Below are 21,242 nucleotides of genomic sequence, written 5' to 3'. Positions count from 1 at the left end.
TAAACACGTGGAGGTGCAGATGGATCTGAGTGATTCGCCGGACGAGGCGCGATTCCGAACGCGCATTCGTGACTGGCTGACCGAGACCCTGCCGAGTTTGCCGTGGCCGGAACCGGCGCGGCTCGAGGACAAGCGTGCGTTCTGGTCGGTCTGGCAGCGCAAGCTTTTCGACGCCGGCTTCGCCGGTCTGTCGTGGCCGGCCGAGTTCGGCGGCGCGGGTGCCGATGCCAAGATCAAGGCCATCTTCAACGAGGAGACCGACCGCGCGGGTGCGCCGGAGCGGTTGAACATCATCGGTGAGGACTTCGCGGGCCCGACGATCGTCGCCTTCGGCAACGACGAGCAGAAGCGGCGGTACCTGGAGCCGATTCTGACCGGCGACGAGATCTGGTGCCAGCTGTTCTCCGAACCGGACTCCGGATCCGACCTGGCCTCACTGCGCACCAAGGCCACCAAGGTCGAGGGCGGCTGGAAGATTCAGGGACAGAAGATCTGGACCTCCCGCGCGCAGATCGCCGACAACGCGATTCTGCTGGCCCGCACCGGTGGTGGCGATCGGCACCGGGGCATCACCTACTTCCTGCTCCCGATGTCGTCGCCGGGGGTGACGGTGCGCCCGCTCGCGCACATGCTGGGTGAGGCGGAGTTCAACGAGGTGTTCCTCGACGACGTCTTCCTGCCCGACGAGGCGGTGGTCGGGTCGGTCGACGACGGCTGGAAGGTCGCCATGGGGACGCTGGCGTTCGAGCGCGTCGGCATCGCGACCGGACGAGTCAACACCACGCGCGCGGTCGAGGACCTGATCGCGCAGGTCGAACGGAACTCCGACGACGAAGGCAATCCGCTGAGCGGCAAGTCCGAGATCCGCCACCGCATCGCCGACCTCTACGGCCGCGCCCTGACCCACTATCTGATCGGGCAGCGAGTCATCACCGGCGCCGCGTCCGGTCAACCACCGGGGCCGGTCACCTCGATCGGGAAATTGTATTTCTGCCCCCTCGTCGAGGACATCGCGGATTTCGGCCTCGAATTGACCGAATTCGGTGGCCAGTTCGGCCTGGCCGAGGACGACGAGGTCGCGAACGCCGACCAGCAGCGCTGGCTGCGGCTGGCTTACCAGGCGCGCGGAACCGCCATCGCCGGCGGATCGACGTTCATCCAACGCAACATCGCTGCCGAGCGTGTGCTCGGAATGCCCCGCGGTTGAGAAAGGCTGCACGATGAGCACCTACGTGTGGAATCCGACACCGGACTACCTCGAGCACGCGAACGTCCTGCGATTGGCGCGTGCGCACGGCATCGATTCGATCGACGAACTGCGACGCCGATCGACGGCGGATGTGTCCTGGTACTGGGATGCCGCGGTGACCGACCTGGGCATCCCGTTCGCGACACCGTACGACTCGGTTCTCGACCTGTCGAACGGGGTCGAATTCCCGGACTGGTTCGTCGGCGGCACCTTCAATGCGGTCGATGCGTGTATCACCCGCTGGCTCGGTGACAACGCCGACCGGGCGGCGATCGTGCACGAGGCCGAGGACCAGTCGGTCCACACGATCACCTACGGCGAACTCGCCGAACAGGTCGGCAGGGTCGCGACCGGTCTGGCCGAGATGGGCGTCGGCGAGGGCGACGCGGTGGCCATCTACCTGCCGATGATCCCCGAAGCCGTGGTCGCCTGCTATGCCGCGGCGGGAATCGGAGCGATCATCGTCCCCTTGTTCTCCGGCTTCGCCGCGCCCGCCATCGCCTCACGCCTGAACGACGCGGAGGTCAAGGCGGTCTTCGTCGCGGACGGCACGATTCGGCGCGGCCGCAAGGTCGGCATGGCCGACGAGCTCGCCAAGGCACTCGCGCAGACTCCGTCGGTGCGCTCGGTCATCACAGTCGAAAATATCGGTGGCACAGTAGATTTCGCCGGGCTGGATGTCGCAACCACGGAATGGAGCTCGCTGGTCGGACCGGAGGTCGCGCCGTACGAGTTCCGCCCGTTCCCGGCCACGCAGACGCTGATGCTCGGCTACACCTCGGGTACCACCGGCAAGCCCAAGGGCGCGGTCCACACGCATGCCGGATTCACGATCAAGGTCGCGACCGAGGTGGCCTACTCCTTCGATACCAACGCGGGCGACACCTTCTGCTGGATTACCGATATGGGCTGGGTGATGGGTCCGCTGGCGGCCTTCGGCACCCACGCCAACGGCGCGACGCTGCTGCTCTACGAAGGTTCACCCGATGTACCGGACACCTGCCGGCTGTGGGATCTGGTGCAGCGCCACCGGATCACGATGCTCGGCGTCTCGCCGACACTGATCCGTGCGCTCAAGTCGACACCGCCCGCCGAGATCGCGACACGCGACCTGAGTTCGGTGCATGTCCTCGGATCCACCGGCGAGCCGTGGGATCCCGATTCCTACGACTGGCTCGCCGAGACGGTTTTCGGCGGCCGGGTTCCGGTGATCAACTTCTCCGGTGGCACCGAGGTCGGCGGCTCGTTCCTGGCGCCTTACCCGGTGGAACCGATTCCGAGCTGTTCACTCGGAGGTCCGTCGCTGGGTATGGATGTCGATGTCGTCGACGACACCGGAAAGTCGTTGCGCGGCAGTATCGGTGAGCTCGTCTGCCGGCAACCGTGGCCGGCGATGACCCGCGGCGTGTGGCACGACCGGGAACGCTATCTCGAGTCCTACTGGTCCACGTTTCCCGGCATCTGGTGCCACGGCGACTACGCCCGCGTGGACGACGACGGCCAGTGGTACATCCTGGGTCGCTCCGACGACGTGATGAATGTCGCGGGCAAGCGGCTGGCACCGGCCGAAGTGGAGTCCGTGCTGACCACGCACCCCGCGGTCGCGGAGGCCGCGGCCGTGGGCATCCCGGACCCGAAGAAGGGTGAATGCGTCTGGGCGTTCTGGGTTCCGCGCCAGGGCGCCGACACCGAAGGGGTGTCCGACGAGCTACGCACACTCGTCGCGGAAGGTGTGGGAAAACCGTTCGCCCCGGCGAAGGTGTGGGCGGTGGAGGCCCTGCCGAAGACCCGTTCCGCCAAGATCCTGCGGCGCGCCGTGCGTGCCGCCGCCATCGGAACCGACCCCGGCGACCTCTCGAGCGCCGAGAATCCCGAGGCCGTGACCGCCATCCGAGATGTCGTGCATCGCACGAGGACCAACTGAGGAGCAAGCGATGCATTGGGAACTGTCCGAGGAACAGGAACTGTTCGCCGCATCCCTGCGTGAGTGGCTCACGGCGAAATTCCCGACCGAGGTCGTTCGGAAACTGCAGTCCGGCGAGGATCCGGATCGGTTCACCGACGCTCTGGTCAAAGAGGGCTGGTGGGGCGTCGGCTATTCCGAGGAGGTTTCGGGACAGGGCGGCGGCGTCCTCGAGTTGGCCTTGGCCGCACGGGAATTCGGCCGCGCGGCGGTGCCCGACTCGAGGTGGCTGGCGGCCGCTCTGGTCGCGCCGTCGCTCACCGGGCAGGAACTGGGCGATCAGCTCGCCGGCGCGAAGCGGTTCACCCTGGCGATCCGTGCCGACCGAATACCGACCTTCGAGCCACTGGTCGCGCAGGACGGGAGCCTCACCGGAACTGTTCGCCACGTCGTCGGCGCCCGCGGGACAGACGTGTTCGTCGTACCGGTGAAAGGACCGGAAGGGCTCGGCTTGGCGCGCGTTTCGGCCGCAGATGCCGTTATCGGACCGGACCGTCTGCTCGACCGTTCGCGCGACGCGGCCACCGTCGAGTTCACCGGCGCACCGATTCTCGAAGCCGTCCCCACGGACGAGTCGTCGCTGTCGCGGACCACGACGCTGGCCGGGGTGCTGGTGGCCGCCGATGCGCTGGGCAGTGCTGAGCGCATGCTCGACCTCGCCGTCGAATACAGCAAGCAGCGCAAGCAATTCGGCCAGTTCATCGGCTCGTTCCAGGCGGTCAAGCATGCGGCGGCGCAGATGCTGGTCACGGTGGAGGCGTCGGACTCGACAGCGCTGTATGCCGCCGCCGCGCTCGACGCGGGAATCGACGCCGCGGCGACCATCGCCGCGGTCGCCAAGGCTCAGGTGACCGGGACGGTGGCCGACCTCGCGGAATCGGCACTCACCGTGCACGGCGCGATCGGTTACACCTGGGAGCACGATCTGCACCTGTTCTACAAGCGCGCCAAACTCGACCGCACGCTGTTCGGCCCGCCGGCGGCCTGGAACGAGCGCATCGCGGCGGTGTTACTGGACGAGCCGGTCCGGCAAGGCTGACACTTGGCACTTTTGGTCAGTCCATTGTTATAGTTGACTTAGTTGATGGATGGAGTACGGGCGTGGATTTTCAACTGACAGAGGACCAGGTCACGATTCGTGACGCGGTCGCCGAGCTGGCGGCCAAGTTCGATGACCAGTATTGGCAGGAGAAGGACGAGAAGCACGAATTCCCGACGGAGTTCTACAATGCGTTCGCCCAGGGCGGCTGGCTGGGAATCACCACTCCGGAGGAGTACGGCGGGCACGGATACGGCATCACCGAGGCCTCGATCCTGCTCGAACAGGTGGCCGCCTCCGGTGCCGGCATGAACGGCGCCAGCTCGATGCACCTGTCGATCTTCGGTATGCATCCGGTGATCGTGCACGGCAGCGAGGAACTCAAGCAGCGCACGCTGCCACGCATCGTGAGCGGCGATCTGCACGTGTGCTTCGGCGTGACCGAACCGGGGGCCGGCCTCGACACCACGAAGATCACCACCTTCGCCCGGCGCGAGGGTGACAGTTACATCGTCAACGGGCGCAAGGTCTGGATTTCCAAGGCGGTGGAGTCGGAGAAGATCCTGCTGCTGACCCGCACCCAGAAGTTCGAGGACTCCCCGCGCAAAACCGACGGCATGACGCTGTTTCTCACCGACCTCGATCGCGACCGGGTAGATATCCGTCCCATCAAGAAGATGGGTCGCAATGCGGTAACCTCCAACGAGCTGTTCATCGACAATCTCGAGATTCCCGTCGAGGACCGGGTCGGCGAAGAGGGCAAAGGTTTCACCTACATCCTCGACGGGCTCAATCCCGAACGGATGCTGGTCGCGGCCGAAGCGCTGGGGATCGGGCGGGCCGCGCTGCGCGCCGGTGTGCGCTACGGCAACGACCGTGAGGTGTTCGGCCGCCAGATCGGCAAGAACCAGGGCATCCAGTTCCCCCTCGCCGATTCGCTGGCCCGCCTCGACGCCGCGGAGCTGATGCTGCGCAAGGCCACCTGGCTCTACGACAACGGCAAACAGTGTGGCCGCGAGGCCAATACCGCCAAATACCTGTGCGCCGACGCGGGTTTCGAAGCGGCCGACCGTGCCCTGCAGACCCACGGCGGCATGGGCTACTCCGAGGAGTACAACGTGGCCCGCTACTTCCGCGAAGCGCGTCTGACCCGCATCGCGCCCATCAGTCAGGAGATGGTCCTGAACTTCCTGGGTTCGCACGTGCTCGGCCTCCCGAGGAGCTACTGATGACCAACCAGCCAGTCGAAACCCCCACCGTCGCACCCGGTATCAAGGCGTTCGGCCTCGACGGTCGCACCGCTCTGGTGACCGGCGCGGGCGGTGGTGTGGGAGCAGCCGTCGCCGAGGCATTCGCCGCGGCGGGAGCCTCGGTCCTGGTGACCGATATCAACAAGGACGCGGCCGCCGCGGTGAGCGAGCGCATCACGAAGGCCGGCGGCGTCGCGGAGCCGTTCACGCTGGATGTCTGCGACGGTGACAACGCCCGCGATGCGGCCGCCGCCGCCGCCCGCCTCGGCGACGGAACGCTCAACATCCTGGTGAACAACGCCGGGGTGATCGCACCCGCGATGTTCCCCAAGATGGACGAGGCCCGCTTCCGCAAGGTGCTCGACACCCACCTCATGGGGAGCTATCACTGCAGCCACGCGGCGCTGGACCACATCGCCCAGGACGGAACCGGTCGCATCATCAATGTGACCTCCGCCGCGGGACTGACCGGAACGATCGGGCAGGCGAACTACGGTGCCGCGAAGGCCGCCATCGTCGGACTCACCAAATCACTGGCCCGCGAGCTGGCCAAGCAGTCGATCACCGTGAACGCGGTGGCGCCGCTCGCGGCGACCGCGATGACCGAGAACATTCGCAGCAACGAGAAACTGGCCGCCAAGACACTGGCGCGAATTCCCTTGGGGCGCTGGGCCTATCCCGATGAGATCGCGCCCACCTTCGTATTCCTGGCCTCGAGCGCGGCCGGCTACATCACCGGTCAGGTGCTGCCGGTCGACGGCGGAACGGTGATCTGAGATGAATACACGAGTGTCCGGCCCGTTCGCGACCTCGGGGCGCGAGGTTGTCATCGCCGAGGCGGTACGCACCCCGATCGGCAGATCGCATCCCGAGAAGGGATGGTTCCGCGACATCCACCCCAATACGATGCTGGCGTCCTGCTACCAGGACCTGATCGGACGCACAGGTCTCGACCCGGCTGTCGTGGAGGATCTGGTCATCGGGTGCACCGCGCCTTTCGGTGAGCAGTCCCGCAATATCGGCCGCAATGCGTGGTTGCAAGCCGGCTATCCGGCCGAGGTTCCGGCGACGACACTGGACCGTCGCTGTGGATCCGCGCAGACCGCCGTGAATTTCGCTGCGGCCCTGGTGTCTTCGGGCGTGCACGACATCGTCATCGCGGGTGGCGTCGAGCATATGGGACATGTGCCGATGAATTCGCCCGCCAAGATCAGTGAACTCTACGGTGACCCCTGGCCCGCCGCGCTGCGCGAGCGCTACGACTTCGTCACTCAGGGCGAGAGCGCGGAACTGATCGCCGAACGCTGGGACATCTCGCGTACCGAGATGGACGAATTCGCGGTACGGTCGCATGCTCTCGCCACCGAGGCTATCGCCGCCGGACGATTCGACGACGAGATGGTGAAGCTGGAACTCGACGGTGAGATCCGCACCGGCGACCAGACCGTCCGGCCGGGAACCTCGCTCGAGACGCTGGGCACGCTGAAGCCGGTCTTCCGCAGCGAGAACGGCCGGATCACCGCCGGCACGTCGAGTCCCATCTGCGACAGCGCGGCGGCGGTGCTGCTGTGCACGCGCGAGGCTGCGCAGCGGCACGGTTTGCGTATCCGTGCGCGGATCGCGGATCAGACCACCGTCGGGGTGGATCCGATCATCATGCTGACCGGCCCGATCCCGGCGACGCACAAGCTGCTGGAGCGAAATGGCCTGACCGTCGCCGATATCGATCTGTTCGAAGTGAACGAGGCGTTCTCCTCCGTCGTGCTCGCCTGGCAGCGCGAGTTGAAGCCCGATATGGACCGTGTCAACGTCAACGGCGGCGCGATCGCGCTGGGACATGCGGTGGGCGCCACCGGATCTCGTCTGATCGCGACCATTCTCGCGGAGATGGAACGCCGCGACAGCCGGCTCGGCCTGGTGACCATGTGCTGCGGCGGCGGGCTGGGCACCGGAACGCTCATCGAGCGGGAGAACTGATGGTCGACTTCGGCGGGCTGCTGCGACGGGACATGGGGGTGTGGTGGAGCCAGGCCGCGGCCGAGCCACGCCCACTCGTCGATCAGCTGCTCGCCCAGGCTCCCGCACTCGGGCCGCTGCGCCTGTTCACCGGATTGAGCTGGAACGACCAACTGGCGCAGGCGATCTCGCCGACCGACACGATGGTGTCCTACGGCGGCTTGGGTGCGTTGCGCGAACTCGGCGCCACCGACCAGCTCGAGGTCGTACCGTGTCACTATTCGGCACTGCCCCGGATGTTCGCCGAGCACCGGCTGCCGTGCGATGCCGGGCTCGTGCAGGTATCACCGCCGGACCGCGACGGCATGTGTTCGCTGGGCATCGGCGTCGACTACATGGCCGACGCGATCGGCCATACGCCGCTGCTGTTCGCGGAGATCAACAAGCAGATGCCCGCCGTGCCCGGTTCACCGCGAATCCCGTTGAGCCGCTTCGCGGCCACGTGTGAGACCGACCGTCCGCTGCAGCAGGAGGCGCGCCGTCCCGCAAGCGATGCCGACCGCGTCATCGCCGCGCATATCGCCGGACTGGTCGACGACGGCGACACACTGCAGGTGGGCATCGGTTCCCTCGGGGCGGCTGTTTTCGACGCGCTGGCCGGTCACCGCGATCTCGGCGTGCACACCGGCATGATCACCGACGGGGTGCTGACGCTCATCGACAAGGGCGTGATCACCGGCGGGCGCAAGCCGATCGATACCGGATTGTCGGTAGCCGGAACCGCTTTGGGGTCGGCCGACATGTACGCACGGATCGCCGAACTGCCCGTGCGGTTCCGGCCGACCAGCTATACCCATGCGCCGCAGGTGCTGTCGCAGCTCGACGCGCTCGTCGCGGTCAACTTCGCGATCGAAGTGGACCTGACCGGGCAGGTCGGCGCGGAGATGAGCCGCGGCACCTATCTGGGCGCGGTGGGCGGTCAGGTCGACTTCGCCCGCGCCGCCGCGCTGACCGGGAAACGATCGATCATCGCGCTGCGCTCGACCATGCGCGGACGCTCGTCGATCAAATTCGGTCTCGACGAAGGTGTGGTCACCACCGCGCGCGCCGACGTCGACTGCGTCGTCACCGAGCACGGTGTCGCACATCTGCGCGGGCAACCGCTGGCCGAGCGCCGGCGCCGCTTGATCAATGTCGCCGCTCCGGAGTTTCGCGACGAACTCGCGAGCGCGGCGCGCCTGGCGTCCTGAGGTCATCGAAAACAACTGTCATCGAACATCTGTCACCGAAAGGAATCGACACCCATGAGCAATCGCGTAGCGCTCGTCACCGGCGGCGCCCAGGGAATCGGCGAGGGCATCTCGCGCAAACTCGGCGAGGCCGGCTTCCGCGTCGCCGTCGCCGATCTCAATCATGAAGTGGCACAGCAGACCGCGAAGGAAATCGTCTCCGCCGGCGGCCAGGCGATCGCGGTTCCGATCGACGTCACCGACACCGATTCGGTAAAGGCCGCGGTGCAGCAGGTCACCGACAGTTTCGGACCGGTCGAGATCGCCGTCAACAACGCCGGTTGGGACGACTTCATGAAGTTCCTCGACACCGACGAAGCGTTCTGGGACAAGATCCTCGACATCAACTTCAAGGGCGCGCTGCGCGTCAACCACACCGTGGTTCCGGGCATGATCGAGCGCGGCTTCGGCCGTGTGATCAATATCGGATCCGACGCGGGCCGGGTCGGGTCGTCGCTCGAGGCCGTGTACTCGGGCGCCAAGGGCGGCATCATCGCCTTCACCAAGACCCTCGCCCGCGAGGTCGCCACGAAGGGCGTCACCGTCAACACCGTGTGCCCCGGGCCGACCGACACCCCGGCACTGCGTAAATTCGCGAACAACTCCGGTCAGGACGCCGACAAGGTGCTGGGCGGCATGACCCGCGCGGTGCCGATGAAGCGGCTGGCGCTGCCGTCCGACATCGCCGCGGCCGTCGCGTTCTTCGCCTCCGACGAGACCGGCTACATCACCGGCCAGACCCTGTCGGTCAGTGGCGGCCTGACCATGGCGTGAGGTCCGCGGTGGGCGACAACACAGGGGAGTGGTCGACGGTCCATCGGTACGAGGACGTCGACTACTCGCGGACCGCGGACGGCATCGCCAAGATCACCATCTGCCGGCCGGAGGTGCACAACGCTTTTCGGCCGCAGACCCTGGTGGAGATCTCCGACGCGCTCACCCGTGCCCGCGAAGATCCGTCGATCGGAGTCATCGTCCTCACCGGAGAGGGCGACAAGGCGTTCTGCTCCGGCGGCGATCAGCGCGTGCGCGGCGATACGGGCTACCTCACCGATCCGGAGAACCCGGGCGCGGTGGGCCGGTTTCATGTGACAGACCTGCAGGTGCAGATCCGCCGGTTGCCGAAACCGGTCGTCGCCATGGTCGCCGGTTATGCCGTCGGCGGCGGCCACGTGCTGCAGATCGTCTGCGACCTGACCATCGCCGCCGACAACGCGTGCCTCGGTCAGGTCGGGCCGAAGGTCGGATCGTTCGACGGCGGATTCGGCGCCGGACTGCTGGCCGATATGGTCGGTGTGCGCAAGGCCAAGGAGATCTGGTTCCTTTGCCGTCAGTACGACGCCGCGCAGGCGCTGGAGATGGGGCTGGTCAACACCGTCGTGCCGCTCGCCGACCTGGAGTCGGAGACGCTCGCGTGGTGCCGGCGGATGATGGAACTGTCACCGATGGCGCTGCGGCTGATGAAGGCGAGTTTCCACGCTGCCGAGGACGGTCTGGCCGGAATTCAGCAGCTCGCACACGACACGAATCTGCTGTTCTACGCCACCGAAGAGGCGAAAGAAGGCCGGGAGGCGTTCAAAGCAAAGCGGCGACCCGAGTTCGAGCGGTTTCCGCGGCGGGCCTGACAGATCGAGAGGATCACCGAGATGACGACGTTCGGGGTCAATGCCTTCGGCGTCGGCCGTGGACCACAGCGGTTCGCGACCATGACCGAATTGGCGCGCGAGGCCGAGGACATCGGTTGCACGGCGGTGTGGACGAGTGAGCTGTACAGCCGCTCGGCCACCGTGCCGATGGCTGCGCTCGCCGCCGGCACCAGCACCATCCGCATCGGTTCCAATATCGCCTACGGCGTGGGCCGCAGCCCGCTGATGTGCGCGGCCGAAGCGCGTGACCTCGACGAATTATCCGGTGGTCGAATCATTCTCGGGATCGGCAACGGTACGCCGAAGATGATGGAGGCCTGGCACGGTGTCCCCGGCGAAGCGCCCGCCGCCCGGATGGCCGAACTGCTCACCGTGCTGAAGGCGCTGTGGCGCCTGCACGAGGGGCCGGTCCATCACGACGGGCGCTTCTACCACGTGCACATTTCCCCCACATCGGATGTGCCGGAACCGATCCGGCCGGAAATCCCGATCTGGATCGCGGGGGTGAACAAGCTGATGCTGCGGACGGCCGGGGAGCTCGCAGACGGGCTCGTCGGCCATCCGATGTACACCGCCGAGTACGTCCGCGGCCCGGTCGCGGACGAAATCGCCACCGGCGCAGCGTTATCCGGCCGCGATCCGGCCGAGGTCACCATCATGGGCATCCGGATGTGCGCGATCAACGATGATGTCGAGCTGGCCCGGCGGCAAGCGGCGTACGCGATCGGCCAATACGCGGCATCGCGGGTCTACGATCGCCTCTTCGCGCTGCACGGTTGGAGCGCCGCGCAACAGCGGATTCGCGAGGCGGCCCGCGACCGCGACAGCGAGGCCCTGATCAGCGCTGTCACCGACGACATGATCGACACCATCGCCATCGCCTGCCGCCCTGCCGAGTTCCCGGCGGCGCTGGCGGCGATCCCTGACGGCTTCGATCACCTCGACCTGATCGCGCCCCCCTGGGGACTCAGCGATCACGAAACCCGGGCGATCAATGCCGAGATCCTGGCCGGCCTGCGGAGCCACCTCGCGCACACGGTGTCGGTGTGACGTGAGGGCTCAGGCTTCGCGCAGCTCGATCTCGGTGCGCTCCTCGACCTGAACGACGGCCTCGGCGTACCCGTGGACGTGCTTGCTCATCCGCCGCGTCGCCCCCGCCGGGTCGCCGGCGCGGATGGCGTCGGTGATCGTCTTGTGCGCCCGGTGGGTGGTTTTGCGCACCTCGTCGTCGACGAATGCGGTGTTCTCCGTCGAGCTGTAGATGGCGTTCGACAGCGCGGTCATGAAACCGGTGAGCAGTTCGTTGTGGCTGGCGGCCGCGACCGCGAGATGCCAGTCGACGTTGGCCCGCAGGAATTCCTCGAGGGGGATATCGAGATCGCCGAGCTTGGCGTTCGCGGCGTCGAGCGCGGCGATGTCGTCGTCGGTGCGGTACTTCGCAGCCAGGCCGGCGCACGCGGGCTCGATGGTTTCGCGGGTTTCCAGTAGGTCGGACAAGCGCAACTGCTGCCCGCGGATCAGCAGGCTCACCGACGAGGCCACCGAGGCGCCCCCGGGCTGCTGGACGAACGCGCCGCCGGAGCGGCCGGTCTTGATGACGACCAGCCCTTGCACCTCGAGGATGCGCAGTGCCTCCCGGACGGTGGTGCGGCTCATCTGCGTCTGGGTGACCAATTCGCGCTCGGGCGGCAACGCGGTACCCGACGGGAACTCGCCGCGCAGGATGCGCTCACGCAGATCGTTGGCGAGAACGTCGGAGGCCTTGGGTACCTGCATCGGCTGCAACTGAACCGGGTGTCGCGCAACCGTGCTCGACGAGGGCGACTCGGGCATAGTTACCTACCTTCTGTGTATTTGGTCGTACCTAATCTATCAGCAAAGAGTCCTGCCATGCGAGTTTGCGCGGCCGGACGCCTTAGGTAATTTGGTCGTACCAAAATAATGGTTGACTTAGCGCGGTGTGGTGGATAGCTTCCAAGAAGAGGAAGTCGGCCGTAGCGGTGTCGACGAAGTGCTGAATGCGAGGACGACGTGGCAGAGCGGGCGCAGGATGTGGTGACCTGGGAGACGGTCGAACCTGGAATTACGGCGGTGACGCTGCGGCGACCCCCTGCCAACGCGCTCGGGATTCCGCTGCTGGACGGGATGCATCTGGCCATGGATGCCGCCGAGAAGGCCGGTGACGTCAAGGTCATGGTCATCGGATCCGCGCTGCCCGGATTCTTCGCGGCGGGCGCGGACATCAAACACCTGTCGACGATCGACGCCGAGACGTTCACCGCGTACGGCGATCGGATGCGCGCGGTCAACGATCGCCTCGCCGCATCACCGTGGCTGTCGATCGCCGCGGTCGACGGGGTCGCGCTCGGCGGCGGTCTCGAACTCGCGATGGCGTGCACCCTGCGGGTCGCCGGCTCTGGCGGCCGGTTCGGACTGCCGGAGGTCAAACTCGGGCTGATTCCGGGAGCCGGTGGTACACAACGGCTTCCGCGGCTGGTGGGCCGGGGGCGAGCGCTGGACATCATGCTGACCGCCCGGCAGGTGTCCGCCGAGGAGGCCTACCGGATCGGCCTGGTCGACCGGCTCACCGACGGCGATGCCACCGAGGCGGCGCTGGCATTCGCGCGCGAACTGCTCGGCCCCTCGCTGCCGGCACAGCTGTCGGTGGTGCGCACGGTGGACGCGGCCTTCGACTTACCCCTGGCCGAGGGCGCCCGGTACGAGGTCGAGCAGATCCAGGCGCTGTTCGAGGACGGGGAGGCCGCCGAGGGCATCAGCGCCTTCGTCGGCAAGCGCAAGCCGCAGTTCCGCTGATCGCCCGGCCAATCACGTTAGGAGTCCGATGAAGACCCTGGAACACCGTTTCGAAACCTTCCTCGCCGAGGAGGTGAAACCGGGCATCGTCGTCGTCACGCTGAACCGGCCCGAACGCTACAACGCGATGACCAACACCATGTTCGTCGAACTCGAGCAACTGGCCTGGGGTTTGGAGACCGAGAATGCGTGCCGCGTCGTCGTCCTCACCGGCGCGGGCAAGGCGTTCTGCTCGGGATACGACCTCGCCGACGCCGACGACCTCCCGAACCTCGGCGCCCTGGGCATGCTGGATCAGCAGGAACGCGCCGCACGCGCACTCACCGCGATTCGTTCGCTGCGAGTGCCGGTCATCGCCGCGGTGAACGGTCCGGCCGCCGGTGGTGGTCTGGCGTTGGCGCTCGCCGCCGATATCCGCCTGGCCGGCGCAGCGGCCACATTCAACGCCGCATTCGTTCGCATCGGGCTCTCCGCCGGTGATCTGGGCACATCCTGGCTGCTGACCCGATTGATCGGACCCGCGAAAACCAGCGAAATCTGTTTCACCGGACGGATTGTCGACGCGACCGAAGCCGGTGAGCTGGGCATGGTGAATTCGGTCAGCGCCGGCGATGTCGTGGCCGATGCGCTCGCCCTCGCCGAGCAGATCGTCGCGAACTCGCCGGGTGGTGTGCAGCTGTCCAAGCGCGCTCTGCAAGCCAATCTCGAGGTCGGCTCCTATGCCGCGGCGATCGAGTTGGAGAACCGCGGCCAGGCATTGCTAACGCGCAGTCCGGACATGACCGAGGCGCTCAACGCCTTCAAGGACAAGCGCGCGCCCGTTTTCCAGGGCAAATAGCACAGCTGGACACGACGAGGCGAGGCTCACATGACCATTGATTTCCCGGACTTGCAAACACTGACCTTCGAGGAGGCCGAGCCCGGAATCGGCATCCTGCGAATCAACCGTCCGGAGCGCATGAACTCCCAGACCGTGACGATGTTCCACGAACATCTGGCGGCCGGGCGGGCGCTGCGCGACAGCCGGTTGCGCGCGCTCATCGTCACCGGCGCCGGTGAGCGCGCCTTCTGCGCCGGCTTCGATCTCGACGAGATTCACGTGATCACCGAGATGGGTGTGCGTGAATTCCTCGAGTTCCAGGAGGTCGCCACGGGTGGAATTCAATCCATCAGGCATCTCCCGTTTCCCGTGATCGCCGCGATCCACGGCCCCGCGACCGGTGGCGGCCTGGCGTTGGCGCTCGCCGCCGATATCCGCCTGGCGGCACCGACTCTCAAAATGAGCGCGGCCTTCGTGAAGGTGGGTCTGTCGATCGGTGAACTCGGCACCTCTTTCAATCTGACCCGCCTGGTAGGCCCCGCGCGGGCGGCGGAGATCGGGTACACCGCCCGCATCGTCGAGGCAGACGAGGCGCTGCGCATCGGGTTGGTGAACCAGGTGGTCCCGTCGGAGCGATTGCTGGACGAGGCGCTCACGATGGCGCGTGTGATCGCGCAGAATTCGCCCGGCGGGGTGCGGATGTCCAAGCGGGCGATTCAGCGCAACGCCGAAATCGGTTCCTACGAGGCTGCTCTGGAGCTGGAGAACCGTGGGCAGGCGCTGCTGACCAGGACCGAGGACATGCCCGAAGCGCTGGCGGCCTTCAAGGAGAAGCGCGCACCACAGTTCTCCGGTCGGTGAGGCCGAGATGGCATGGGATTGGGACCGCGAAACGCGAAACGCGTTGGCGGAGTTCTTGACAGGTCGCGGAATCGTTTCCGGACCAATCACCACGAAGGCGATCGGTGACGGCCATTCGAATCTCACCTTCCTGGTCAGCGACGGCACCACCAGTGTGGTGGTGCGGCGCCCGCCGCCGCCGCCGATTCCGCCAGGCGCCAACGACATGCTGCGCGAAGCGAAACTGCTGCAATCGTTGTCGCCTACCGCGGTGCCGATACCCGAAGTGCTCGCGGTCGCGCAGGAGGGCGATGTGCTCGACGTGCCGTTCTACGTGATGAGCTTCGCCCCCGGCCCTGTGGTGACCACCCGCACGCCCGCGCCGCTCGACACGCCCGAGCAACGACGGGCCGTCGGTCACAGCATGATCGACACACTGGCCGATCTGCACGAAGTGGATTGGCGCGCGGTGGGTTTGGATCGCATGGGCCGGCCCGAGGGATTCAATGCCCGGCATCTGCAACGGATGCGCCGCCTGGTCGCCGACGACGAGGGGAATCCGCCGGCGGAGTTCGCCGACGTGGACGCCTGGTTACAGGCGAACATCCCGCCGGAATCGGGCGCGACGCTGATCCATTGCGATTTCCGGATCGGCAATGTGGTCCTCGCGCCCAACGCGCCGGGCCGGGTCGCGGCAGTCCTCGACTGGGAGCTCGCCACGATCGGCGATCCGTTGCTCGACGTCGGCTATCTGCTGGCGACGGTTCCCGAGCCGGGCCGCCCGATGAACCCGACCGCGCAGCTGAGCACCGCGATGCTCGAACCCGGATATCCGTCCAAAGCCGAACTGGCACAGCGCTACAGCGCGCGCACCGGCCGCGACCTCGACACTCTCACCTGGTATACGACGCTGGCGCTGTGGAAGCTGGCGGTGCTGTACGAATACAGTCGCCGGCGCGTTCTGGACGGGATCGGCGACCCCTACTATTCCGACCCCGCGCTGGTGCGGAGCTTCCTCGACGACGCGCGCCGCGCCGCTGGACTGGCGGAAGTCGGTGCCGAAGTGTAGGCGCTGCACGGCATTTCGCGCCCAAACGACAAGGAGTTCGTATGGTGAACACATCCGGCACCACCTTCCGGGATCCGCTGGTCGGACCCGAAGTCACCGATCTACCGGACGGCTTCTTCGACCGGCTCATGTTCAACGTGCACCCGGTCGATGCCACCACGCCGTCGGTCATCATGGGCTTCGGTATCTACCCGCCCAAGGGGACGGTCGACGGGTTCGTGGTGGTGAGTGGCGAGCACGAGCAACGAAACCTCCGCTACTCGGGGCCGCTCGGCGTCACGAACCGGGACGGCTCCGGACCTTTCCGATTCGAGGTGCTCGAGCCGAACCGAACGTGGCGACTCCGGCTGGGACCGAACGAGATCGACACCGAATTCGATCTGACCTGGCGGGCACGCACACCCGCCTGGTTCGGCGAGATCGCGGTCACGAACGCCTCGGCGGCGCGCACCTCGTTCGACCACCTCTTCCAGTCCGGTCGCTACGAGGGCACGCTGACCATCGACGGCCGGCAGCATTCGGTGGACGGCTGGTACGGGCAGCGTGATCGCTCCCGCGGCGTGCGCACCATGGCGGGCGGACAGGGCCTGCACATCTGGTATCAAGCCCAATTCCCGGACTTCTCCATCGGGTTCCTCCTGGTCGAGACCCGTTCGCACGAGCGACTTCTCCTCGAGGGGGCCGTCATGCACGAGAGCGGCCGACTCGATCCGATCACCGATGTGCGGCATGCCTTGGTGTTCACTCCGGATCTCGATCTGGTCGAAGGGGAGGTCCGGGTCGAGACCGCGGCGGGGGAGCGTTATGTCGTGCAAGCCGACGCGCGAGCGGGCGGTGGCTTCATGGCGGGCGCCGGATACGGTGGCCACCACGGCATTTCATCCGGAGCCGATCGAATCGAATCCGACCGCTATCGTCTCGACGGCTCGGTGACCCCGCGCTCGCTGGACTCGGCACTGACCGATCGGCTGTGCGGCTTCACCCTCGGCGACGTCCGCGGCTCGGGAATCTTCGAATTCGCTCTCACGCGCAGCAGCAAGTATCACTACCGCCCGTCGATCTGATCGGCCCGGCACCGGTTACCGCGAGGAATGTCCCGACCCGTCACGGGTCGGGACATTTTCATTTTGCTCGGCTTCATTTTGCTCGGCTCGGATAACCGAAGAGGGTGCGCATCTTGTGGATGCGCACCCTCTTCAGCTCTGTGAGCTCGGATGGACTCACACGGTTCGTTGAGCCTTGCTGGACTCCGACGCCACCTTGCTGGTTTCCTTGATCTGCTGCCAGTCGGCGTCGGTCAGAGTCGTCAGACCGGCGAAGGTGCCGGGGCCGGCGAGCATCTGCCCGCCGTCCATGGCGATGGTCTGCCCGGTGAGGTAGTCACACGCGTCCGACAGCAGGAACATCGTGAGGTTGGCCAGCTCTTCGATCGTTCCGCTGCGCCCGGCCGGAATCTGGTCGACCTGGGTGGCGCCGACCGACGACTTGTCGGTCGGATTCAGCATTTCCCAGGCATAGTCGGTCGGAATGGGCCCAGGGGCAAGCGCATTCACGCGAATGCCGTATTTGGCCCACTCGACCGCCAGCGACATGGTCATGGAGTGGACCGCGGCCTTGGCCATCGCCGACGGCACGACGAAGGCCGAGCCGGTCCAGACCCAGGTCGTGAGTGTGGACAGGACGCTTCCGGGGAGACCGCCGGCGATCCACCGCTTGCCGGCGGCGTGCGTGGTGTGGAACGAGCCGTTCATCACCGTGCTCGTAATCGCTTGGAACGCACGGGGACTGAGGTCCTTGGTCTGCGCGATGAAGTTGGCGGCCGCGTTGTTGATCACGCCCGTCAGCGGGCCGTGCTCGGACCAGATCCGGTCCATCGTCGCGTCCACGCTGTCGTAGTCGCGAACGTCGACGGTCTGGTAGTGGGCGGCCCCGGGGCGGGATGTGGAGGCCTCGGCAGCGGCCTCGGCCAGCACCGCGTCGCGCCGTCCCCACAGGTGCACCTCGGCGCCGTGCTCGACCAGATGGCGGGCGACGCCGCGGCCGAGCCCGGTCCCGCCACCGGTGATCAGGATGCGCTTACCCGACAACAGTGCCGGTGAGAAGGTCGTGTCGGTCATCAATGCACCTCGTCGGTTCGTGCCGGCGGCTGCACGACAGCCGCCGGGAACTCACGCTGTTCCGGTCGAAACCGCAACTCACTTGCCTCGGTAAGGCGTGAAGTCGGGCTTGCGCTTCTCGTTGAAGGCGTTGATTCCTTCCTGCGCCTCCGGGGTCTCGCCGAACATTGCCAGCGTGGAATAGGCCATGTTCCCGATGCTGACGAAGTGCTCGGTGTCGGTGTTCATCGACTGCTTGAGAACCTTGAGCGCGGTCGGGGAGAAGTCGAGCATCTGATCGGCCCAGGCCCGGACCTCGGCCTTGAGGTCGGCGGCCGGTACGACCTTGTTCACCAGACCCCACTCCAAGGCCTCCTGCGCCGACAGGCGCCGCAACATGAACCAGATCTCGCGTGCACGCTTCTCTCCGACCACGCGGGCCAGGTAGCCGGAGCCGAGGCCAGCATCGAAGGAACCCACACGCGGGCCGTTCTGTCCGAACTGGGCGGTATCCGCGGCAATCGTCAGATCGCACAGCACGTGCAGCACATGGCCACCGCCGATCGCGAGCCCGTTGACGGCGGCGATGACGGGCTTGGGGGCGTCGCGAATGACGCGGTGCAGGGCCTCGACCTCGAACAGGCCGCTGGCCGACGGACCGTAGTCGCCGGTCTCCATGCGCTGCTTCTGGTCGCCGCCGGCGCAGAACGCCTTGTCACCCGCGCCGGTCAGTGCGATGACCCCGACGTCGCTGCTGGCCCACGCGCGTTTGAACGCCATGACCAGCTCATCGACGGTCTGCGCCCGGAACGCGTTGTAGCGCTCGGGGCGGTTGATCGTGATCCAAGCCAGCCCGTTGTCGACCTCGTAGGTGATGTCGGTGAATTCGGCCATCAGACTTCGGTGTCCTTCCGTGGTGAGCTACCCAAATTTGTGGTCATTAGGACTGACCATTTGCACAACAGTAGCTTTATGGGTGCTCCGCACGCAAGGGTGGACGGTCGTTTCCAGGACTTCTCGGGGCTCGGATGGCTGCGAGCCTCCTGAACCGGCTCCCATGGAAAACCGAGAGCGGTCGTTCGAAACCCATGCGAAGCCCGTGGATTTCGAGCAGGGCGATGGCGTGGTCGCCGGCTGGGATCCCGGGGTAGACCGAGCATTCGAGCCACACACTGGACTTCTTGATGAAGACGCTGCCTTCCGGCAACGTCTCCCAGTCGACCGCTGCGAACCGGTCGACGTCCTTCTATGGTCGGTGGGTGTCGCCCGTGGGCTCGGTGATCCGCACGCTCATCGATCGCGCCGCCATGGCGTGCGGTGATGTCGGAGATCCGAACGACCGCCAGATCGTGGCGATCGGCGGACCGCACCGGCTCCTGGGGCTGCGCCATCGAGGTCGGATTCTCGATCGATACGATTCCTGAAGGCGGTGACCGCGTGGCTACCGGCCATCCGGGCAGGTCGATGACCGCTTCAGTACGCCCCCGCGGAGCGGAGTACTCCCCGGCTGTCGGCTGATCAATTCCGGTGCGAGGGAGGCGCGACTGCGGTCATGGTGGTTATGAGCACCGGGCCCGTCCATCCGCAGGGGAGTCCGCACCGTCCGATCGGGTCGGCGTTGTGCGACCCATCGGTATATGTAGTGATCAGGAGGGCTGCTTCCGCGGCGTATCCGCACTCCGGGCAGGTACCGAAATAGTTGAGCACTTCGACGTGGTGCCGGCGCAGCGGTACCGGTGCGATATCGACAGTTGTCATGATTCGTGCATCTTCTTCGGATTGGACCTCGTGGTGGTTGGACGTTGAATCGACCGATTCCACGCTCCAACCGCCACGAGATGGCGTTATCGTACTGTCGATGGAGCGGTTTCCACGGACCTACGGTTGTACCGCGAGCAGATCTCGTGGTTGCATCGCTCCATCCGGTTCCTGTTCCGTTATCGGCCGCGGTAGGAATTTACCGACACCATTCACCGCGATAGCGCACAGCGCCATGCTCCCCACGGTTGCCACCCAGACCAGAAGGCGCGAGAAATGCGCTGGGTCGAGATGAAGGGCGATGATCAGTGGTGCGCCCAGACCGAAGTTTGCGCCGAACATCGTCATCGGGAAGACCATCAAAAGTCCCAGTAGTCCCCATGCCGACGACACGCGTCGCCAGAGCTGTACCGCCAGGACCGTGAACAGAACCACCTGTGTTCCTTCGAGCACGCCGATTGCCAACGGGTAGTTCCACACGCGCAGTTCGAATGGGCCGTAATAGGTGTAGACGTTCGTGCCCGTACCGATTATTTCGAAGACGCACGATGTGAATATTTCGGCGACCCAGACCGCGAGCAAGCCCTGACGTCCGAGACGGCCTTCGTACATGCGCCGGCCGGCGTACAGGCAGGCACTGGCGTAGAGAATGATGTACCCGCTGTGGGTCCAGTTCGGCTGGACGACCCCGAATGCGGTGAAATGCGAGTACATTGCGCCGGGCTTCCCGTCGTGTGCGTCGTAGAACCACAAATCGAAAGCCACGTCGTAGAGAGGTTCCGCGAAGGCTGCGACACCGGCTGCAACGCAGGCGAGTACGTAAAACGGTGTTCGTTGCCGAATGCACATACGAAGCGCGATCGCCAACATCAGGGCGACGACAGCCCAGCTGGCCCAGGTAAATATGTTCTGCCAGAGAAGATCGAGTTCGTGATTGATTACTGCGGATGGCATGCGCCCCATCGTGACTCCTTGTGCCGATGTCTGAGCTGAAATCGAAAGATTGGCAGAGAAGGCGAGTGAATGAAATTACGATAGGTGTTCTCGGGGTTGATACGCGTCTCCCGAGAGGGGCAAATATCTAGTTCCTAAGAAGTACCCGGGAAGGGAGTTCCCGGCCGGCGGTACCGACCGGGATCTCGCAGTGCGGCAGAGGTCAGGGTCAGGCGTTGGAGGCGCGGATGGCTTCGAACACGTTGGGGTCGACGAGGGTGGAGGTGTCGCCGAGTTCGCGGCCTTCGGCGACGTCGCGCAGCAGGCGCCGCATGATCTTGCCGGAGCGGGTCTTGGGCAGTTCGGGCACGATGTGGATCTCGCGGGGGCGCGCGATCGGGCTGATCTCGCGGGAGACCTCGGCCTTGAGCTCGTCCACCAGCTGCTGTCCGGAGTTGTTCGAGCCGCCGGTGAGGATGACGAAGGCGACGATGCCCTGTCCGGTGGTGGCGTCGCTGGC

20 protein-coding genes and 2 pseudogenes are annotated in these 21,242 nt (G+C 66.1%); 16 read left to right on the top strand and 6 right to left on the bottom strand.

What is annotated here, in order from left to right; genetic code table 11:
* Window positions 1-19: 19 nt before the first annotated feature.
* The 10 genes from A5780_RS14025 (at window position 20) to A5780_RS13980 (ending at window position 11,442) form a co-directional block, all read left to right on the top strand.
* The gene (locus A5780_RS14025; RefSeq protein WP_064908650.1) at window positions 20-1,207 is read left to right on the top strand and encodes an acyl-CoA dehydrogenase family protein; all 1,188 of its coding nucleotides are present in this window, start codon (window positions 20-22) and stop codon (window positions 1,205-1,207) included.
* 13 nt (window positions 1,208-1,220) lie between these two features.
* Window positions 1,221-3,173, top strand: a complete 1,953-nt coding sequence (locus A5780_RS14020) for an AMP-binding protein (protein WP_064908638.1) — start codon at window positions 1,221-1,223, stop codon at window positions 3,171-3,173.
* 10 nt (window positions 3,174-3,183) lie between these two features.
* Complete coding sequence (locus tag A5780_RS14015) at window positions 3,184-4,251, top strand: acyl-CoA dehydrogenase family protein (RefSeq protein WP_064908637.1); 1,068 nt, start codon at window positions 3,184-3,186, stop codon at window positions 4,249-4,251.
* A 62-nt stretch (window positions 4,252-4,313) separates the two neighbouring features.
* Window positions 4,314-5,480: an acyl-CoA dehydrogenase family protein gene (locus A5780_RS14010; RefSeq protein ID WP_063016564.1), complete on the top strand. Its 1,167-nt coding sequence runs from the start codon at window positions 4,314-4,316 to the stop codon at window positions 5,478-5,480.
* Entirely contained in the window at window positions 5,480-6,277 is a 798-nt protein-coding gene (locus A5780_RS14005) for an SDR family NAD(P)-dependent oxidoreductase (RefSeq protein WP_064908636.1), read from the top strand. The genes A5780_RS14010 and A5780_RS14005 overlap by 1 nt, the downstream gene beginning before the upstream one ends.
* Before the next feature lies 1 nt (window position 6,278).
* Entirely contained in the window at window positions 6,279-7,478 is a 1,200-nt protein-coding gene (locus tag A5780_RS14000) for a thiolase family protein (protein ID WP_064908635.1), read from the top strand.
* Window positions 7,478-8,707, top strand: a complete 1,230-nt coding sequence (locus A5780_RS13995; RefSeq protein WP_064908634.1) for an acetyl-CoA hydrolase/transferase family protein — start codon at window positions 7,478-7,480, stop codon at window positions 8,705-8,707. Before A5780_RS14000 ends, A5780_RS13995 begins: the two co-directional genes overlap by 1 nt.
* A gap of 54 nt (window positions 8,708-8,761) precedes the next feature.
* Window positions 8,762-9,520: an SDR family NAD(P)-dependent oxidoreductase gene (locus A5780_RS13990; protein ID WP_063016572.1), complete on the top strand. Its 759-nt coding sequence runs from the start codon at window positions 8,762-8,764 to the stop codon at window positions 9,518-9,520.
* Between the two features lie 8 nt (window positions 9,521-9,528).
* The gene (gene menB / locus A5780_RS13985; RefSeq protein ID WP_063016574.1) at window positions 9,529-10,371 is read left to right on the top strand and encodes a 1,4-dihydroxy-2-naphthoyl-CoA synthase; all 843 of its coding nucleotides are present in this window, start codon (window positions 9,529-9,531) and stop codon (window positions 10,369-10,371) included.
* A 21-nt stretch (window positions 10,372-10,392) separates the two neighbouring features.
* A complete protein-coding gene (locus A5780_RS13980) occupies window positions 10,393-11,442 on the top strand; it encodes an LLM class flavin-dependent oxidoreductase (RefSeq protein WP_064908633.1) in 1,050 nt (349 codons plus the stop codon).
* A gap of 9 nt (window positions 11,443-11,451) precedes the next feature.
* Here the strand turns inward: A5780_RS13980 and A5780_RS13975 are convergent, their stop codons facing one another.
* Window positions 11,452-12,168 carry a FadR/GntR family transcriptional regulator gene (locus A5780_RS13975; RefSeq protein ID WP_064908632.1) on the bottom strand — a complete coding sequence of 239 codons (717 nt, stop codon included), beginning with the start codon at window positions 12,166-12,168 and terminating at the stop codon, window positions 11,452-11,454.
* Window positions 12,169-12,423: 255 nt separating this feature from the next.
* On the opposite strand from A5780_RS13975, the gene A5780_RS13970 reads away from it, so the two are divergent.
* Genes A5780_RS13970 through A5780_RS13950 form a run of 5 tightly spaced genes read left to right on the top strand, consistent with a single transcriptional unit; the run spans window position 12,424 to window position 16,999 of the window.
* On the top strand, window positions 12,424-13,206 hold the full coding sequence (locus tag A5780_RS13970; RefSeq protein ID WP_064908631.1) for an enoyl-CoA hydratase/isomerase family protein: 783 nt from the start codon (window positions 12,424-12,426) through the stop codon (window positions 13,204-13,206).
* A gap of 28 nt (window positions 13,207-13,234) precedes the next feature.
* The gene (locus A5780_RS13965) at window positions 13,235-14,044 is read left to right on the top strand and encodes an enoyl-CoA hydratase/isomerase family protein (protein WP_063016582.1); all 810 of its coding nucleotides are present in this window, start codon (window positions 13,235-13,237) and stop codon (window positions 14,042-14,044) included.
* A gap of 30 nt (window positions 14,045-14,074) precedes the next feature.
* Window positions 14,075-14,887, top strand: coding sequence for an enoyl-CoA hydratase/isomerase family protein (locus A5780_RS13960; protein WP_064908630.1), 813 nt, complete (start codon window positions 14,075-14,077; stop codon window positions 14,885-14,887).
* A 7-nt stretch (window positions 14,888-14,894) separates the two neighbouring features.
* Window positions 14,895-15,935: a phosphotransferase family protein gene (locus A5780_RS13955; protein ID WP_064908629.1), complete on the top strand. Its 1,041-nt coding sequence runs from the start codon at window positions 14,895-14,897 to the stop codon at window positions 15,933-15,935.
* 41 nt (window positions 15,936-15,976) lie between these two features.
* On the top strand, window positions 15,977-16,999 hold the full coding sequence (locus A5780_RS13950; protein ID WP_063016588.1) for a hypothetical protein: 1,023 nt from the start codon (window positions 15,977-15,979) through the stop codon (window positions 16,997-16,999).
* Window positions 17,000-17,155: 156 nt separating this feature from the next.
* Here the strand turns inward: A5780_RS13950 and A5780_RS13945 are convergent, their stop codons facing one another.
* The 3 genes and pseudogenes from A5780_RS13945 to A5780_RS39120 form a co-directional block, all read right to left on the bottom strand.
* Entirely contained in the window at window positions 17,156-18,052 is an 897-nt protein-coding gene (locus A5780_RS13945) for an SDR family oxidoreductase (protein ID WP_064908628.1), read from the bottom strand.
* 78 nt (window positions 18,053-18,130) lie between these two features.
* The gene (locus A5780_RS13940) at window positions 18,131-18,925 is read right to left on the bottom strand and encodes an enoyl-CoA hydratase-related protein (protein ID WP_064908627.1); all 795 of its coding nucleotides are present in this window, start codon (window positions 18,923-18,925) and stop codon (window positions 18,131-18,133) included.
* Between the two features lie 76 nt (window positions 18,926-19,001).
* Window positions 19,002-19,262, bottom strand: a pseudogene (locus A5780_RS39120) (flavin reductase); the annotation flags it as partial.
* Window positions 19,263-19,290: 28 nt separating this feature from the next.
* Between A5780_RS39120 and A5780_RS13935 the strand changes: the two are divergent.
* Window positions 19,291-19,455 carry a hypothetical protein gene (locus A5780_RS13935; protein ID WP_156769497.1) on the top strand — a complete coding sequence of 55 codons (165 nt, stop codon included), beginning with the start codon at window positions 19,291-19,293 and terminating at the stop codon, window positions 19,453-19,455.
* A gap of 454 nt (window positions 19,456-19,909) precedes the next feature.
* Here the strand turns inward: A5780_RS13935 and A5780_RS13925 are convergent, their stop codons facing one another.
* A complete protein-coding gene (locus tag A5780_RS13925) occupies window positions 19,910-20,752 on the bottom strand; it encodes a hypothetical protein (RefSeq protein WP_064908625.1) in 843 nt (280 codons plus the stop codon).
* Between the two features lie 199 nt (window positions 20,753-20,951).
* A pseudogene (locus A5780_RS13920) lies at window positions 20,952-21,242 on the bottom strand (acetyl-coenzyme A synthetase); the annotation flags it as partial.

Origin of the sequence: Nocardia sp. 852002-20019_SCH5090214, assembly GCF_001665865.1 — a bacterium.
Lineage (GTDB): Bacteria > Actinomycetota > Actinomycetes > Mycobacteriales > Mycobacteriaceae > Nocardia > Nocardia nova.
The sequence above is the reverse complement of the archived record's forward strand: the minus strand, read 5'-3'. Positions and strand labels throughout refer to the sequence as shown.

What these genes read in the sequence shown, in the direction of transcription:
- A5780_RS13975 (WP_064908632.1), bottom strand. Translation starts at nt 12,168, where the DNA reads ATGCAGGTACCCAAGGCCTCCGACGTTCTCGCCAACGATCTGCGTGAG.
- A5780_RS13950 (WP_063016588.1), top strand. Translation starts at nt 15,977, where the DNA reads ATGGTGAACACATCCGGCACCACCTTCCGGGATCCGCTGGTCGGACCC.
- A5780_RS14020 (WP_064908638.1), top strand. Translation starts at nt 1,221, where the DNA reads ATGAGCACCTACGTGTGGAATCCGACACCGGACTACCTCGAGCACGCG.
- A5780_RS13990 (WP_063016572.1), top strand. Translation starts at nt 8,762, where the DNA reads ATGAGCAATCGCGTAGCGCTCGTCACCGGCGGCGCCCAGGGAATCGGC.
- A5780_RS13925 (WP_064908625.1), bottom strand. Translation starts at nt 20,752, where the DNA reads ATGGGGCGCATGCCATCCGCAGTAATCAATCACGAACTCGATCTTCTC.
- A5780_RS13940 (WP_064908627.1), bottom strand. Translation starts at nt 18,925, where the DNA reads ATGGCCGAATTCACCGACATCACCTACGAGGTCGACAACGGGCTGGCT.
- A5780_RS13955 (WP_064908629.1), top strand. Translation starts at nt 14,895, where the DNA reads ATGGCATGGGATTGGGACCGCGAAACGCGAAACGCGTTGGCGGAGTTC.
- A5780_RS13960 (WP_064908630.1), top strand. Translation starts at nt 14,075, where the DNA reads ATGACCATTGATTTCCCGGACTTGCAAACACTGACCTTCGAGGAGGCC.
- A5780_RS13945 (WP_064908628.1), bottom strand. Translation starts at nt 18,052, where the DNA reads ATGACCGACACGACCTTCTCACCGGCACTGTTGTCGGGTAAGCGCATC.
- A5780_RS14000 (WP_064908635.1), top strand. Translation starts at nt 6,279, where the DNA reads ATGAATACACGAGTGTCCGGCCCGTTCGCGACCTCGGGGCGCGAGGTT.
- A5780_RS13980 (WP_064908633.1), top strand. Translation starts at nt 10,393, where the DNA reads ATGACGACGTTCGGGGTCAATGCCTTCGGCGTCGGCCGTGGACCACAG.
- A5780_RS13965 (WP_063016582.1), top strand. Translation starts at nt 13,235, where the DNA reads ATGAAGACCCTGGAACACCGTTTCGAAACCTTCCTCGCCGAGGAGGTG.
- A5780_RS14005 (WP_064908636.1), top strand. Translation starts at nt 5,480, where the DNA reads ATGACCAACCAGCCAGTCGAAACCCCCACCGTCGCACCCGGTATCAAG.
- A5780_RS14025 (WP_064908650.1), top strand. Translation starts at nt 20, where the DNA reads ATGGATCTGAGTGATTCGCCGGACGAGGCGCGATTCCGAACGCGCATT.
- A5780_RS13995 (WP_064908634.1), top strand. Translation starts at nt 7,478, where the DNA reads ATGGTCGACTTCGGCGGGCTGCTGCGACGGGACATGGGGGTGTGGTGG.
- A5780_RS14015 (WP_064908637.1), top strand. Translation starts at nt 3,184, where the DNA reads ATGCATTGGGAACTGTCCGAGGAACAGGAACTGTTCGCCGCATCCCTG.